This window comes from Paenarthrobacter sp. DKR-5 (genome assembly GCF_018531425.1).
In the GTDB taxonomy this organism is placed as follows: Bacteria; Actinomycetota; Actinomycetes; order Actinomycetales; family Micrococcaceae; genus DKR-5.
In genome coordinates this window covers 138,064-151,967 of record NZ_JAHBOI010000003.1, presented here as the reverse complement: position 1 = coordinate 151,967, position 13,904 = coordinate 138,064, and the positions used below count along the sequence as shown (strand labels likewise).

Genomic DNA, 13,904 nt, shown 5'->3' with positions numbered 1-13,904 from the left:
TGAGAGAAAGAGCACCCCGGATGCAGGTCCATAAGTACGACGTCGTCATTGTCGGTGCCGGCGGCGCCGGCATGCGCGCCGCCATTGAATCCGGCCAGCGCGCGCGAACCGCTGTACTGACCAAGCTCTACCCCACCCGCTCCCACACCGGCGCGGCCCAGGGCGGCATGTGCGCCGCCCTGGCGAACGTCGAGGAAGACAACTGGGAGTGGCACACCTTCGACACCATCAAGGGCGGCGACTACCTGGTTGACCAGGACGCCGCCGAGGTGATGGCCAAGGAAGCCATCGACGCGGTGCTCGATCTGGAAAAGATGGGCCTGCCGTTCAACCGCACGCCCGAGGGCCGGATCGACCAGCGCCGTTTCGGCGGCCACACCCGCGACCACGGCAAGGCTCCGGTGCGCCGGGCCTGCTACGCGGCGGACCGCACCGGCCACATGATCCTGCAGACGCTCTACCAAAACTGCGTCAAGCACCAGGTCGAGTTCTACAACGAGTACTACGTGCTGGACCTGCTCACGGTCGAGGACGTCGTCGACGGCAAGCCGCAGAAGCGCGTGGCCGGCGTGGTCTCCTACGACCTCGCCAGCGGCGAACTGCACGTCTTCCAGGCCAAGTCCGTGGTCTTCGCCTCCGGCGGTGCCGGCAAGGTCTTCAAGACGACCTCAAACGCGCACACCCTCACCGGCGACGGAATGGGCATCGCGTTCCGCCGCGGCATCCCCCTCGAGGACATGGAGTTCTTCCAGTTCCACCCGACCGGCCTCGCCGGCCTGGGCATTCTGCTCTCCGAAGCCGCCCGCGGCGAGGGCGCGATCCTGCGCAACTCCGAGGGCGAGCGTTTCATGGAGCGCTACGCCCCGACCATCAAGGACCTCGCCCCCCGTGACATCGTGGCCCGCTCGATGGCCAATGAAGTCCGTGAGGGACGCGGCTGCGGTCCGAACAAGGACTATGTGCTGCTGGACCTGACCCACCTGGAACCGGCACACATCGACGCCAAGCTCCCGGACATCACCGAGTTCGCCCGCACCTATCTGGGCGTGGAGCCCTACACGGAGCCGGTGCCGGTGTTCCCGACGGCGCACTACGCCATGGGCGGCATCCCCACGAACATCAACGCCGAGGTGCTGCAGGACAACGACACCGTCGTTCCCGGCCTGTACGCTGCCGGCGAGGTGGCGTGCGTGTCCGTGCACGGCTCGAACCGCCTGGGCACCAACTCGCTGCTGGACATCAACGTGTTCGGCAAGCGCGCCGGCATCGCCGCGGCCGAGTACGCCAAGACGGCCGATTTCGTGGAGCTGCCGGAGGATCCGGAGGCCTACACGGTCCAGCTGCTCGAGCACGTGCGCAGCTCCGACGGCGGGGAGCGGGTGGCCGCGATCCGCAAGGACCTGCAGGACACCATGGACGCCAACATGCAGGTGTTCCGCTCCAAGGAGACCCTGGAGCAGGCGCTGGCCGACATCGCAGCACTGGAGGAGCGCTACCAGCGCATCACCGTGCAGGACAAGGGCAAGCGCTTCAACCTGGACCTGCTCGAAGCCGTTGAGCTGGGCTTCCTGCTGGACCTGGCCAAGGTCATGACCGTGGCCGCGCTGCACCGCGAAGAGTCCCGCGGCGGCCACTACCGCGAGGACTTCCCGGACCGCGACGACGAGAACTTCATGAAGCACTCGATGGCTTACAAGGACGAGGCGGCGACGAGTGAAAGCGTGGCGGGCATCCGGCTGGACACCAAGCCCGTCATTTTCACCCGCTACGAGCCGATGGTGAGGAAGTACTGATGACTACAGAAATGGCAGAGCCGGCTTCGAGGATCGACCTGGCTCCCGGTATCGGCGGCGGCGGAGAGATCCCCAGCTTCGACATCACCCTGCGGGTGCGGCGCTACAACCCCGAGGTCTCCGCAGAGCCGGCCTGGGACGAGTTCTCGCTGACCATGTACGGCACCGACCGGGTGCTGGATGCGCTGCACAAGGTCAAGTGGGAGCAGGACGGCACGCTCTCGTTCCGCCGTTCCTGCGCCCACGGCGTGTGCGGCTCCGATGCCATGCGCATCAACGGCCGCAACCGGCTGGCCTGCAAGACGCTGCTGAAGGACCTGGACACGTCCAAGCCCATCATCGTGGAGCCGATCAAGGGCCTGCCGGTGGAGAAGGACCTGATCGTGGACATGGAGCCGTTCTTCCAGTCCTACCGCGAGATCATGCCGTTCCTGATCAGCAAGGGCCACGAGCCGACCAAGGAGCGCCTGCAGTCCGCCGAAGAGCGTGAGCGCTTCGACGACACCACCAAGTGCATCCTGTGCGCCGCCTGCACCTCCTCCTGCCCGGTCTTCTGGACCGACGGACAGTACTTCGGACCGGCTGCGATCGTGAACGCCCACCGCTTCATTTTCGACAGCCGCGACGACGCCGGGGACATGCGCCTGGAGATCCTCAACGACAAGGAAGGCGTGTGGCGCTGCCGCACCGTCTTCAACTGCACCGACGCCTGCCCCCGCGGCATCCAGGTCACCAAGGCCATCTCCGAAGTCAAGCAGGCCATCCTGAACCGCAAGATCTAGCACCACCAGCAAGCAACGAAGGGCGCCTCCCCACCGGGGAGGCGCCCTTCGTGCGTCTGAGCGGGCGAAGGGGACGGATTCCCAGGTTTGGCGGCCATCCATGGGGCACGAGCGGGCGAAGGGGGCGGGTTCCCGGGTTCGGCGGGCATCTGTGGGCAGGAACCCGCCCCCCTTTGCCCGCGACGCCGCGACGAAAAGCTACCCGCCGAACGGGAGTTCTTCGCGCAGCTGCCAGACGCCGTCGTCGTCGTGCTCGTACAGCCCCATGCTCCTGACCTCGAAGCTGCGCCGGTACTCCTCGAGCCGCTCCTCAGCCTCGTCCATGCTGCGCTCCCCCACGTCGTGCGCCACCGTCACATGCGGGTGGTAGGGGAAGGGAAGGTCGCGTTCCAGCGGGCCGGTTTGCAGCTTCTCATGCAGCCGGACGCAGTGTTCGAAGCCCTCGGTCACCTTCACGAAGACCACGGGCGAGACCGGCCGGAAGGAGCCCGTTCCGCTGATCGTGACGGAGAAAGGCCGTTGCGCACGGGCCACTTCGCGCACGTGCTCCACGGTGGCTTCCCAGTCCGTTGCCGGCGTGGTGGTGACGAGGGTGATGTGCGCCGGGACGATGCCGGCCATCGGGTCCCCGAACGATTCCCGCCACTGCTGCAGCTCCTGCGCCACCGGGTCCGGAAAGCCGATGATGACGCCGACGCACAGGTTTCCCTCAGGCCGCTCCTGCTGGGCAGCAGCCAGCGACCGGCTGCCGCCGGGCGCATTCCGGTTCACGGTCTTGAGGAAGCCTGGCTGGCACATGCGCCTAGAAGCCCCCGGCCAGGGGCAGGAAGCCCATCTTCTCGAAAGCGTCCTTGAAGGTGACGGACGCAATCTCGCGGGCGCGTTTAGCGCCGTGGGCGAGGATCCTGTCCAGTTCCGCCGGGTCAGCGAGCAGTTCGTTGGTGCGGTCCCGCAGCGGCGTGATGAAGCTGGTGACCAATTCGGCGAGGTCCACCTTCAGGTGGCCGTACATCCTGCCCTCGTAGTCCGCCTCGAGCTGCGGAATGGTCCGTCCGCTGAGCGTGGAGTGGATGGTGAGCAGATTGGAGATGCCCGGCTTGTTCTCGCGGTCGAAGCGGATCTCCGTTCCGGCGTCGGTCACCGCTGACTTGATCTTCTTCGCCGTGACCTTTGGGTCGTCCAGCAGCTGGATCAGCCCGTTCGGGGATTCCGCCGACTTGGACATCTTCGCCGTCGGGTTCTGCAGGTCGTAGATCTTCGCGGTTTCCTTCACGATCATGCCCTCGGGCACCACGAAAGTTTCGCCGAAACGGTGGTTGAACCGCTGCGCGAGCGTCCTGGTCAGTTCCAGATGCTGGCGCTGGTCCTCCCCCACCGGCACCAACCCGGCCTGGTAGAGCAGGATGTCCGCGGCCATCAAGGTGGGGTAGGCAAAAAGCCCCACGGTGGCGGCGTCGTTGCCGTAGCGCTGCGTCTTGTCCTTGAACTGGGTCATCCGGGAGGCTTCACCGAAGCCGGTGATGCAGTTCAGCGCCCAGGCCAGCTGCGCGTGCTCGGGCACATGGGACTGGACGAAGAGGGTGGACTTTTCCGGGTCGATGCCTGCGGCGATGTACTGCGCGGCGGTGACGCGGGTCCGGTGCGCGAGCTCCTCGGGCCGGTAGTCGACCGTGACCGCGTGCAGGTCGGGAATGAAGTAGACCGTCTCGTAGTCGTCCTGCATCTGCACCCAGTTACGCACCGCGCCGATGTAGTTCCCCAGGTGGAGCGAGTCCGCCGAGGGCTGGGCTCCGGAAACAACGCGCGGCTTCTGTGCAGCGGGGTCAGTGACGGTCATAATCCAATACTCTCAAATCTTCGTCGTGCTCGCGGCGGTCACAGCTGGTAGTCCACGACCAGCGGTGCGTGGTCGGAGAACCGCGTGTCCCAGGACGGCGCCCGGTCCACCACGGCCGTGCGGGCGGCGGCGGCCAGGTCCGGCGTGGCCATCTGGTAGTCGATGCGCCAGCCCGTGTCGTTGTCGAAGGCCTGCCCGCGCCAGGACCACCAGGTGTAGGGGCCGTCGACGTCGCCGGCGAGGCTGCGGGCGACATCGACCCAACCCAGGTCGCCGAAGAACCGGTCGAAGTAGGCGCGCTCCTCCGGCAGGAAGCCGGCGCGTTTGACGTTGCCCTTCCAGTTCCTGATGTCCAGGGTGGTGTGCCCGACGTTCAGGTCGCCGACGACGAGTGCGTGGTCCGCGACGACCCTCAGGTCCGGCAGGCGCTTGAGCATCACGTCGAGGAAGCGGTACTTGTCGTCCTGCTTGGGCGTGCCGACCGAGCCTGAGTGCACGTACGCGCTGACCACTGTCAGCAGCGAGCGGCCGAGGTCATAGTCGGCTTCGACCCAGCGGCCGGTGGTGGCGAAGTAGTCGTCGCCTATGCCGACCCGGGTGGCGACCGGCCGGCGGCGCGAGGCGATGGCCACGCCGGCGCGGCCCTTGGCTTCGGCTTCGGCGTGCAGGATGTGCCATTCGTCGCCGAGCAGCTCATGCACGACGGCGTCCGGTGCGCGCACCTCCTGCAGGCAGAGAATGTCGACGTCGCGCGGGGCGAGCCACTCGGCCATGCCGCGCTTATAGGCGGCGCGCAGTCCGTTCACGTTGACGGTGGCCACGCGCAGCGAATTTGGCGCCTTTTCCAATGCCGGGATCACCCGATCAACCTTACCCGTTGGCGGGGGTCAGCCGACGACGGTTCCGCTGACCGGGCCGCCGTCGTCATCCTTGAGCATGGCCATCGCATTGGAGGCGGTGATCTGGATGGTTTCCAGTGCCCGGTCGACCGTTTCGCGGTCCGCCTGGCCGCCGAGCTGCTCCGAAATCACCCGGGCCTGGACCTGCACGATCTTGAAGCTGTGTTCGAGCTTCTGGTCGCGGATGCCGGCCTCGCGGGTCACGGACTCGTCGACCAGCTGGGTGGTTCCAGCCGTCGCGCCGCCGATGCCGGCCGCCTGCCGGAAGCTCTGCTGCATGCCGGCCAGCTGCGCGGCTCCGGCCTTGGCCGCGCGGCGGATGCCGACGACGACGATCACGGACAGCGCCAGCCAGCCCGCCGCGATGATCGCGATGAACCAGCCGAGGACGTCGTTGTGGTTGGCCGCGAACACCAGCGCGACCAGGAAGACCAGTGCCAGCACGCCCACGCTGATGCCGGTGGAGGCGCCGAAGAGCCCTCCGCGGCGGCGGGTGCCTGTCGATTCGGAACCAAGAGACTGCATGGCTCCATTCTCGCAGACCTGCACCCCTCCCCCGGCGGCTTCGTCTCCGGGCGAAACCGGCCGTTCGCGCGGCCCCCCGAGGCCGCCGCGGCCGTCTCAGCGGAGGAAGAGCCGGCGCAGCCTTCCGGTCGTGAGGATCATGCCCAGCGCGATCATGACGAGGTAGTAGAGCACGTGCAGGGCGGTGGCCGTGCTGAAGGACCCCACGCTGATTTCGCGCAGCAGCTCCACCCCGTGCCAGAGCGGCATCGCCTGGATCAGCCACTGGATGTAGGTCGGGTAGACGCTGAGCGGATAGAACGTGGCGCTGAAGAGGAACATCGGCAGCATCACGAAGTTGATCCAGTCCATCTGCTGGAAGGTCTTCATGAAGCTGGTGATGCCCATGCCGAAGCTGGCGAACCCGAAAGCGATCAGCACCGACGCCGGTATCATCAGCACCGCCCACGGCGTGGTGATCAGCCCCATCACGCCCATCACGGCGGTGAACCCGGTCGCGTACATGAGCCCGCGGAGCAGCGCCAGCAGGATCTCGCCGAGCGCGACGTCGAGCGGGCCCAGCGAGGTGTAGAGCATCCCCTGGTACAGCTTGGCGAAGTTCATCTTGAAGAAGACGTTCCAGGTCGAGTCGTACACCGCGCCGTTCATCGCGGATACGGCCAGCAGCGCCGGTGCGATGTAGGCGGCGTAGGAGATCACGGTGCCGCCGGGGCCCTGGACCGTGCCGACGATCGCGCCCAGGCCCACGCCCATCGAGATCAGGTACAGGACCGGCTCGAAGAACCCGGAGAGCATGACCATCCAGTTGCTGCTCTTTGTCGCCATCAGCCCGCGGGCGACAACGGCGCGCACGTTGCGGGAATAGAGCGGACCGAAGGTGCGGCTGCGGGCCGCTTCGGTGACGCTGCGCCCTGCGGTCATGACGCTCATGAGCCCATCCTTTTCGCGAACTGGCGCTTGGTCAGGATCCAGCCGGCCACGGCGAGGGCTACCAGGAAGAGCAGGTGCACGGCCGTGACCGCGGGCGGCTCCTGGTATCCGTAGGTGGCCATCCGGCCGAGCTCGGTCCCGTGCCAGATCGGCGAGATCCATCCCACCCAGCGCACGCCCAGCGGCAGGGTCTCCAGCGGGAAGAAGGTGCCGGAGAACAGGAACAGGGGCATCACGATGAAGCGCATGACCATGGCGAACTGGCCCTTGTCGTTCTTGATGGACGCCGCGTAGGCCATCAAGGGCAGGCCGAAGGAGAGGCCGGCCAGGGTGGCGACCGGCACCGACAGCCAGCCCCAGCCGCTCGGCGAGGCGCCGAAGAGTGCCACCACCGCGAAGTAGATGGCGGACTGCAGCAGGAAGCGGACGGTCACGGCGATGATCTGTCCGGCGGCGATCTGTTCGGGGGTCAGCGGCGAGGCGTGCGGACCGTAGTAGACCCGGCGCCACTTGAAGCCGTCCATCACCGGGAAGGTGAACTCGTTCGCCGCCGCCATGACCGCCGCCGAGATCAGCAGCGCGGGCGCGATGAAGGCCAGGTAGCTGACGCCGCCGAAGCCGGCCGCGCCGCGGGTGTCCACCAGCGTGGCCAGGCCGACGCCCATCGCGAACAGGTAGGCGACCGGCTGGCCGACGCCGTACATCACGATGGTCCAGCCGTACCCCTTCATCACCCGGAGCACCTGTTCGGCATAGTAGAAGGCCCCCCACCGGCGGGCGCGGGCCGCCGAGACGGCCGGCGAGTGGGCGCGGCGCGGGGCGCCGGGCGCGGCCGTTCCCGTCAGGGCTGCTTGCTCAGTCAACAAGGCTCCTGCCGGTCAGGCGCAGGAACACGTCCTCCAGGCTGGAGCGGCGCACCAGCGACGTGAGCGGGTGCAGGCCGCGCGCGTGGACCTGTTCGAGGGCTGCTTCGCCGTCGTGGGCGTAGACCAGCACCCGGTCCGGCAGCGTCTCGAGCCGTTCGCCGATGCCCTCCAGCTCAGCCCCGACCGTCGCGTTGCGTTCGGAGCCGAACCGGAGTTCGAGCACCTCGCGGGTGGAGTACTCGCGGATCAGGGACGCAGGCGAGCCCTCGGCCATGATCCGGCCCTTGTCCACGACGATCAGCCGGTCGCAGAGCTGCTCGGCTTCGTCCATGTAATGAGTGGTGAGGATCAGCGTCGTGCCCGCCTCCTTGAGCCGGAACAGCCGGTCCCAGAGGATGTGCCGGGCCTGCGGGTCCAGCCCGGTCGTGGGCTCGTCCAGCAGCAGGATGCTCGGCTCGTTGATCAGGGACCGGGCGATGGTCAGACGCCGCTTCATCCCGCCGGAGAGTGCGTCCACCTTCGCCTTGGCCTTGTCGGTGAGCTGGGCGAACTCGAGGAGCTCGTCGGCGCGGGGCTTGAGGTAGCTCATCGGCAAACCGAAGTAGCGGCCGTAGACCAGCAGGTTGTCGCGGACCTTGAGCTCCTCGTCCAGGTTGTCCTGCTGCGGCACCACGCCGAGGTGGGCGCGGACCTCCGGCCCGTGCTGCTCCGGGTCCAGGCCCATGATGCTCAGGCTGCCGGAGGTCCGCTGGGAGACGCCCCCGATCATCCGCATGGTGGTCGATTTGCCGGCTCCGTTGGGCCCGAGCAGCCCGAAGGACTCGCCCGCCGGGACATGGAAGGAAATGTCGTCGACGGCGGTGAAGTCGCCGTACTTCTTGGTCAGGTTGGTGGCGCTGATGACGTAGCGCTGCGAATGATCATGTGAATCGTCGTTGGACACTCCGCTCACGCTAGTACAAACCTTCGAAACTGGTAAGGGCCTCGGAAGGCGTGTTCCGGCGCCGCGCCGCCGACATCGCGGGGGTCCCCGGGGCCGCCGCGTAGGCTGTTCGCCATGCCCGCCACTGATGCTGAGCCCGCTGCCGATGTCCTCGACGCCCTCGTCGCCGCCCTGCCAGGCAGGGTGTTCACCGACGAGGAATCACTCGAGCGGTGCCGGCGGGACCGCTCCGGCCATGTGGCGGACGGCACGCCGTTGGCGGAGGTGCGGGCGCGCTCGGTCGCCGATGTGCAGGCGGCCTGCCGGATCGCCTCGGCGTCCGGCACCCCGCTGATCACCCGCGGCGCCGGCACCGGCCTGGCCTGCGGCGGCCTCGCCGGCTCCGGGGCCATCGTGCTCTCCACCATGGAGATGGACGCAGTGCTGGAGGTTTCGGCGGCGAACCAGACCGCCGTCGTCGAACCCGGCATCCTTAACGGGGACCTGAACCGCATCCTGACCGGCTACGGCCTGTGGTGGGCGCCGGATCCGGCCAGCAAGGACATCTCGACCGTGGGCGGAAACATCGCCACCAACGCCGGGGGCCTGCTCTGCGCGAAGTACGGCGTCACCCGGGAGGCGGTGCTCGCCCTGAAGGTGGTGCTCGCGGACGGCCGGCTACTCAGCGTCGGCCACCGGTCCGTCAAGGGGGTCACCGGCTATGACCTGTGCGCCCTGATGGTCGGCTCCGAGGGCACCCTGGGCGTGATCGTCGAGTGCACGCTGCGGCTGCGCCCGCTGCCGGCCAGCCCGGTGGCAACCATCGGCGCCTTCTTCCCCTCGGTCGACGTCGCCGCTGCCGCCGCCTCGCGCGTCACCGCCTCCGGGGTGCAGCCGGCGGTGATGGAGCTGATGGACCGCGCCACGCTGGAGTGCGTCAGCCGCCATACCGGAGTGGACCTGGTTTCCAAGGGGAACTCGTATCTGCTGATCCAGTGCGACGGCGCGGCGGCCCTCACCGAAGCGGAGGCGCTGCTCGCCGTCGTCGGCGCCACCGCCACGGCCGCGGAACTGACCACCGACCCCGAGGAGTCCGAGCGGCTGCTCGCCGTGCGCCGCCAGGCGTTCCCCTCACTTGAGCCCCTCGGGACGATCCTGGTGGAGGACATCGCCGTCCCGCGGGACCAGCTGGCGGCGGCCTTCGGCAAGATCGGCGAGCTGGAGCAGCGCTACGGCATGCTGATCCCGACCGTCTGCCATGCGGGAGACGGGAACCTGCACCCCAATTTCGTCTTCCAGGGGGACACGGTGCCGGAGGTCATTTGGGAGGCGGCGGGCGAGCTGTTCAGTTTCGCGATCTCGGTCGGCGGCACCCTTTCCGGCGAGCACGGGATCGGCGTGCTCAAACAGCGCTGGCTCGCGGAGGAACTCGGGGACCTGCAGTGGGGGCTGCAGCGGCAGATCAAGGCGCTCTTCGACCCGGCAGGAATCCTCAACCCTGGCACCATGTTCGACCGGTGACGTCCGGGGGCTCCGCGGCTTAAACGCCAGCGACTCTGCAGCTCATGCCGCCTCCGATGCACTGGAAGCGGCATGAGCTGCAAAGTCGCGTGATGCGGGTGCTGCCTGGATCAGACGATGATGCCAGCCTGGCGTTCGGCCGCTTCGACCACGTTGGCCAGCAGCATGGCGCGCGTCATCGGTCCGACACCGCCCGGGTTCGGCGAGATCCAGCCGGCCACCTCGGAGACCGCGGGTTCGACGTCCCCCACGATCCGGGACTTGCCGGTCTCCTCGTCGATCTCGCGGCTGACGCCGACGTCGAGCACGATCGCGCCGTCCTTGACGTCCTCGGCCTTGATCATGTGCGGGAACCCTGCCGCCGCGACGATCACGTCCGCCTGCTGGATCAGTTCCTCCGGGTTGAGCGTGCCGGTGTGCACCAGGGTGACAGTGGCGTTGATGGTGCGCCGGGTCAGCAGCAGCCCCAGCGGCCGGCCCACTGTGACGCCGCGGCCGATGACGACGACGTGCTTGCCGTTGAGCGAGATGCCGTGGCGCAGCAGCAGCTCCACAATGCCGTGCGGGGTGCACGGCAGGGGCGCGTCAATGTGCGACTCGACGTTCAGCACCAGCCGGCCGAGGTTGGTCGGGTGCAGCCCGTCCGCGTCCTTGGCCGGGTCCATCCGTTCGAGGATCGCGTTGGTGTTGATGTGCTCCGGCAACGGAAGCTGCACGATATAGCCGGTGCACTCCGGGTCCGCGTTGAGCTCGTCGATGACCTGCTCGAGCTCCGCCTGGGTGATCGACTCCGGGAGGTCGCGGCGGATGGAGTTCATCCCGACCTCGGCGCAGTCGTTGTGCTTGCCGTTCACATACCACTTGCTGCCGGGGTCCTCCCCCACCAGCACGGTGCCCAGGCCAGGCACGATGCCCTTGTCCTTGAGTACCTTCACCCGCTCGGCCAGTTCGTGCTTGATCTGCTTGGCGGTCAGTTTGCCGTCAAGGATCCGCGCGGCCACCGGGGTGCCGTAGGGAGTCTTTTCACGCTCGGGATGCAGGGTCATTGGGTCACCACTCCTCATGTCCGGGGTACAGCGGGAAATCGTTGGCCAGCTTGTCCACCCGCGCCCGCAGCGCGTCGACGTCGGCGCCGCCCTTGAGCGCCGCGGCGATGATCTCGGCGACCTCGGTGAACTCGTTGGCGCCGAAGCCGCGGGTTGCCAGCGCCGGCGTGCCGATGCGCAGGCCGGAGGTGACCATCGGCGGGCGGGGGTCGAACGGGACCGCGTTGCGGTTCACGGTGATGCCGACGCTGTGCAGCAGGTCCTCGGCCTGCTGGCCGTCGAGCTTGGAGTTGCGCAGGTCCACCAGGAGCAGGTGCACGTCGGTGCCGCCGGTGAGCACGGACACGCCGGCTTCGGCGACGTCGGCCTGGTTCAGCCGGTCGGCGATGATCTTCGCGCCCTCGAGCACGCGTTCCTGGCGTTCGCGGAACTCGGCCGAACCGGCAATCTTGAACGCGACGGCCTTGGCGGCGATGACGTGCATGAGCGGGCCGCCCTGCTGGCCGGGGAAGACGTTGGAGTTGAGCTTCTTGCCGAACTCCTGCTTGGCCAGGATCACGCCGGAACGGGGGCCGGCAAGGGTTTTGTGCACAGTGGAGGTGACCACGTGCGAGTGCGGGACCGGGCTCGGGTGCAGTCCCGCGGCGACCAGGCCGGCGAAGTGCGCCATGTCGGTCCACAGGTACGCGCCGACTTCGTCCGCGATGGAGCGGAACGCTTCGAAGTCCAGGTGGCGGGGGTAGGCCGACCAGCCGGCGATGATGACGTTGGGCCGCTCGGCGAGGGCCTGCTCGCGCAGCTTGTCCATGTCGACGCGGAAGGTGTCTTCCTCGACCTGGTAGGCGGCGACCTGGTAGAGCTTTCCGGAGAAGTTCAGCTTCATTCCGTGCGTCAGGTGGCCGCCGTGGGCGAGGGAGAGGCCAAGGATCTTGTCGCCCGGGTTGATCAGCGCCGAGAGCGCGGCGGCGTTGGCCTGCGCACCGGCGTGCGGCTGAACGTTGGCGTACTCGGCGCCGAAGAGGGCCTTGACCCGGTCGATCGCCAGGTTCTCGGCAATGTCGACGTACTCGCAGCCGCCGTAGTAGCGCCGGCCGGGGTAGCCCTCGGCGTACTTGTTGGTGAGGACCGATCCTTGGGCCTCGAGGACGGCACGCGGGGCGAAGTTCTCCGAGGCGATCATTTCCAGCGTGTTGCGCTGGCGGCCGAGTTCCTGGTCGAGGACGGCTGCGATCTCCGGATCCACTTCGGAGAGGGGCAGGTTGGTGACGGTGTTGGCAGATACAGTGTTGGCGGACACAAAGATCTCCTGGCTTGGCGAAGCATTCGGTTACAGGTCAGGCTACCGGCTGGGCTCCACGGCACGCACCGTGGTTCCACCATCCGGGTACCCCGGAAATCCGGCAAAAACTTGACCCTCGGCCCAGGCGTACGATCCGTGGTCTTCACTCTGCGCCGCTTCCCGGTGGTGGCCCACCTAACGCCAGTTGCGGCAGTCCCCAGCGTAGCCGAACCGGCGCGGCGCGCTCCAGTGCCGAACGAACCGTGACGGCGTCGCCAACCTCACGTTCCGGGCCGGAATAGCGCACCGGCGGCGCCCGTTCCAGCAGACGGAGAACACAGGAGGCGCGAGGAATGTTCGATGTCGTGGTGATCGGAGCCGGCCAGGCAGGGCTGGCGGCTGCCTACCACCTGCGGCGCCGCGGCTTGAGGCCCGGCATCGACGTCCTGGCCCTCGACGCCAACACCGGTCCCGGCGGTGCGTGGCGGCATCGCTGGGACTCGCTCACTTTCGACGCCGCCCACGCCATCCACGATCTGCCGGGCCTGCCGCTGGGCACGCCGGACCCGGCCGAACCGGCGTCGGCCGTCGTCTCGCGGTACTACGGCGAGTACGAGCGGGAGTTCGGGCTGCAGGTGCTGCGGCCGTTCACTGTCACCTCGGTCAGTTCCCCGGATGGCCCCGGCGGACCCCTGCTGGTGTCCGGCCACGGCGACGACGGCGACCGGGAGTGGCGGGCGCGGCTGGTGATCAGCGGCACCGGAACCTGGGACAAGCCGTACTGGCCGTACTACCCCGGCCGGGAGCTGTTCCTTGGCCGCCAGCTGCACACGCACGACTTCCGCTCCGCCGAGGAATTCGCCGGGCAACACGTCATCGTCGTCGGCGGGGGCACCTCCGCCGCCCAGTTCCTGCTGCAGCTGCACGAGGCAGGCGCCGCCACCACGTGGGCTACCCGCCGGCCGCCTCTGTTCACCGAGCGCAGCTTTGGCGCCGAGTGGGGTCGCGACGTCGAGCGCCGGGTCGGCGAGCGCACTGCTGCCGGCCTTCCTCCGTTGAGCGTCGTCTCCGCGACCGGCCTGCCGCTGACGGCGCAGTACCGGGCCGGAATCGACGCGGGCGTGCTGGTTTCGCACGGGATGTTCGACCGGATTACGCCCGAGGGCGTCCACTACCCGGACGGGACCGAGGTCCGCGCCGACGTGATCCTCTGGGCCACCGGGTTCCGGGCTTCGCTGGACCATCTGGTGCCCCTGCGCCTTCGTGAGGCCGGCGGCGGGATCCGGATGGACGGCATCGCCGTCGCCCGCGACCCGCGGGTGTTGCTGGTGGGCTACGGCCCGTCCGCGTCGACCCTCGGCGCGACCAGGGCCGGGCGGGCCGCGGCGCTGGCCGCGCTGTCACGGCTAAGGGAGGCTGCCGGTGCCGGGGCGGCCAGGGCTGCCGGTGGCGTCCCGGCCGGGGCTGCCGGTGCCGGGGCAGCGCGGGCTTCGCGGTAGCCTTA

13 protein-coding genes are annotated in these 13,904 nt (G+C 68.3%); 4 read left to right on the top strand and 9 right to left on the bottom strand.

Annotation, left to right across the window (positions count from 1 at the left end; translation table 11 throughout):
• Window positions 1-20: 20 nt before the first annotated feature.
• Entirely contained in the window at window positions 21-1,793 is a 1,773-nt protein-coding gene (sdhA, locus tag KIH31_RS07000; protein WP_214426384.1) for a succinate dehydrogenase flavoprotein subunit, read from the top strand.
• Entirely contained in the window at window positions 1,793-2,575 is a 783-nt protein-coding gene (locus KIH31_RS06995; protein WP_214426383.1) for a succinate dehydrogenase iron-sulfur subunit, read from the top strand. The genes sdhA and KIH31_RS06995 overlap by 1 nt, the downstream gene beginning before the upstream one ends.
• A 198-nt stretch (window positions 2,576-2,773) precedes the next feature.
• Here KIH31_RS06995 and KIH31_RS06990 read toward each other — a convergent pair whose 3' ends face one another.
• The 7 genes from KIH31_RS06990 to KIH31_RS06960 all read right to left on the bottom strand — a co-directional run bounded on the left by KIH31_RS06990 (window position 2,774) and on the right by KIH31_RS06960 (window position 8,584).
• On the bottom strand, window positions 2,774-3,373 hold the full coding sequence (locus KIH31_RS06990; RefSeq protein ID WP_214426382.1) for a 2'-5' RNA ligase family protein: 600 nt from the start codon (window positions 3,371-3,373) through the stop codon (window positions 2,774-2,776).
• A 4-nt stretch (window positions 3,374-3,377) separates the two neighbouring features.
• Entirely contained in the window at window positions 3,378-4,412 is a 1,035-nt protein-coding gene (trpS, locus tag KIH31_RS06985; protein ID WP_214426381.1) for a tryptophan--tRNA ligase, read from the bottom strand.
• 38 nt (window positions 4,413-4,450) lie between these two features.
• Window positions 4,451-5,272 carry an exodeoxyribonuclease III gene (locus KIH31_RS06980; protein WP_214426380.1) on the bottom strand — a complete coding sequence of 274 codons (822 nt, stop codon included), beginning with the start codon at window positions 5,270-5,272 and terminating at the stop codon, window positions 4,451-4,453.
• Between the two features lie 27 nt (window positions 5,273-5,299).
• Window positions 5,300-5,836 carry a hypothetical protein gene (locus KIH31_RS06975; RefSeq protein WP_214426379.1) on the bottom strand — a complete coding sequence of 179 codons (537 nt, stop codon included), beginning with the start codon at window positions 5,834-5,836 and terminating at the stop codon, window positions 5,300-5,302.
• A 96-nt stretch (window positions 5,837-5,932) separates the two neighbouring features.
• Window positions 5,933-6,766, bottom strand: coding sequence for an ABC transporter permease (locus tag KIH31_RS06970; RefSeq protein ID WP_214426378.1), 834 nt, complete (start codon window positions 6,764-6,766; stop codon window positions 5,933-5,935).
• The gene (locus KIH31_RS06965) at window positions 6,763-7,629 is read right to left on the bottom strand and encodes an ABC transporter permease (protein ID WP_214426377.1); all 867 of its coding nucleotides are present in this window, start codon (window positions 7,627-7,629) and stop codon (window positions 6,763-6,765) included. The genes KIH31_RS06970 and KIH31_RS06965 overlap by 4 nt, the downstream gene beginning before the upstream one ends.
• A complete protein-coding gene (locus KIH31_RS06960; protein ID WP_307857570.1) occupies window positions 7,622-8,584 on the bottom strand; it encodes an ATP-binding cassette domain-containing protein in 963 nt (320 codons plus the stop codon). The genes KIH31_RS06965 and KIH31_RS06960 overlap by 8 nt, the downstream gene beginning before the upstream one ends.
• Before the next feature lie 105 nt (window positions 8,585-8,689).
• On the opposite strand from KIH31_RS06960, the gene KIH31_RS06955 reads away from it, so the two are divergent.
• Complete coding sequence (locus KIH31_RS06955; RefSeq protein ID WP_214426376.1) at window positions 8,690-10,075, top strand: FAD-binding oxidoreductase; 1,386 nt, start codon at window positions 8,690-8,692, stop codon at window positions 10,073-10,075.
• 110 nt (window positions 10,076-10,185) lie between these two features.
• Here KIH31_RS06955 and KIH31_RS06950 read toward each other — a convergent pair whose 3' ends face one another.
• Together KIH31_RS06950 and glyA are read right to left on the bottom strand one after the other, a co-directional pair.
• Window positions 10,186-11,076 (bottom strand): bifunctional methylenetetrahydrofolate dehydrogenase/methenyltetrahydrofolate cyclohydrolase, encoded by an 891-nt coding sequence (locus KIH31_RS06950; RefSeq protein ID WP_214426787.1) that lies wholly within the window; start codon window positions 11,074-11,076, stop codon window positions 10,186-10,188.
• Window positions 11,077-11,125: 49 nt separating this feature from the next.
• Window positions 11,126-12,418, bottom strand: a complete 1,293-nt coding sequence (gene glyA, locus KIH31_RS06945; RefSeq protein ID WP_374224856.1) for a serine hydroxymethyltransferase — start codon at window positions 12,416-12,418, stop codon at window positions 11,126-11,128.
• A 335-nt stretch (window positions 12,419-12,753) separates the two neighbouring features.
• On the opposite strand from glyA, the gene KIH31_RS06940 reads away from it, so the two are divergent.
• Window positions 12,754-13,899 carry an FAD-dependent oxidoreductase gene (locus KIH31_RS06940; RefSeq protein ID WP_214426375.1) on the top strand — a complete coding sequence of 382 codons (1,146 nt, stop codon included), beginning with the start codon at window positions 12,754-12,756 and terminating at the stop codon, window positions 13,897-13,899.
• Window positions 13,900-13,904: the final 5 nt, after the last annotated feature.

Coding starts and splice junctions, on each gene's coding strand:
- sdhA (WP_214426384.1), top strand. CDS start 21: ATGCAGGTCCATAAGTACGACGTCGTCATTGTCGGTGCCGGCGGCGCC.
- KIH31_RS06970 (WP_214426378.1), bottom strand. CDS start 6,766: ATGAGCGTCATGACCGCAGGGCGCAGCGTCACCGAAGCGGCCCGCAGC.
- KIH31_RS06940 (WP_214426375.1), top strand. CDS start 12,754: ATGTTCGATGTCGTGGTGATCGGAGCCGGCCAGGCAGGGCTGGCGGCT.
- KIH31_RS06990 (WP_214426382.1), bottom strand. CDS start 3,373: ATGTGCCAGCCAGGCTTCCTCAAGACCGTGAACCGGAATGCGCCCGGC.
- KIH31_RS06995 (WP_214426383.1), top strand. CDS start 1,793: ATGACTACAGAAATGGCAGAGCCGGCTTCGAGGATCGACCTGGCTCCC.
- KIH31_RS06955 (WP_214426376.1), top strand. CDS start 8,690: ATGCCCGCCACTGATGCTGAGCCCGCTGCCGATGTCCTCGACGCCCTC.
- KIH31_RS06975 (WP_214426379.1), bottom strand. CDS start 5,836: ATGCAGTCTCTTGGTTCCGAATCGACAGGCACCCGCCGCCGCGGAGGG.
- trpS (WP_214426381.1), bottom strand. CDS start 4,412: ATGACCGTCACTGACCCCGCTGCACAGAAGCCGCGCGTTGTTTCCGGA.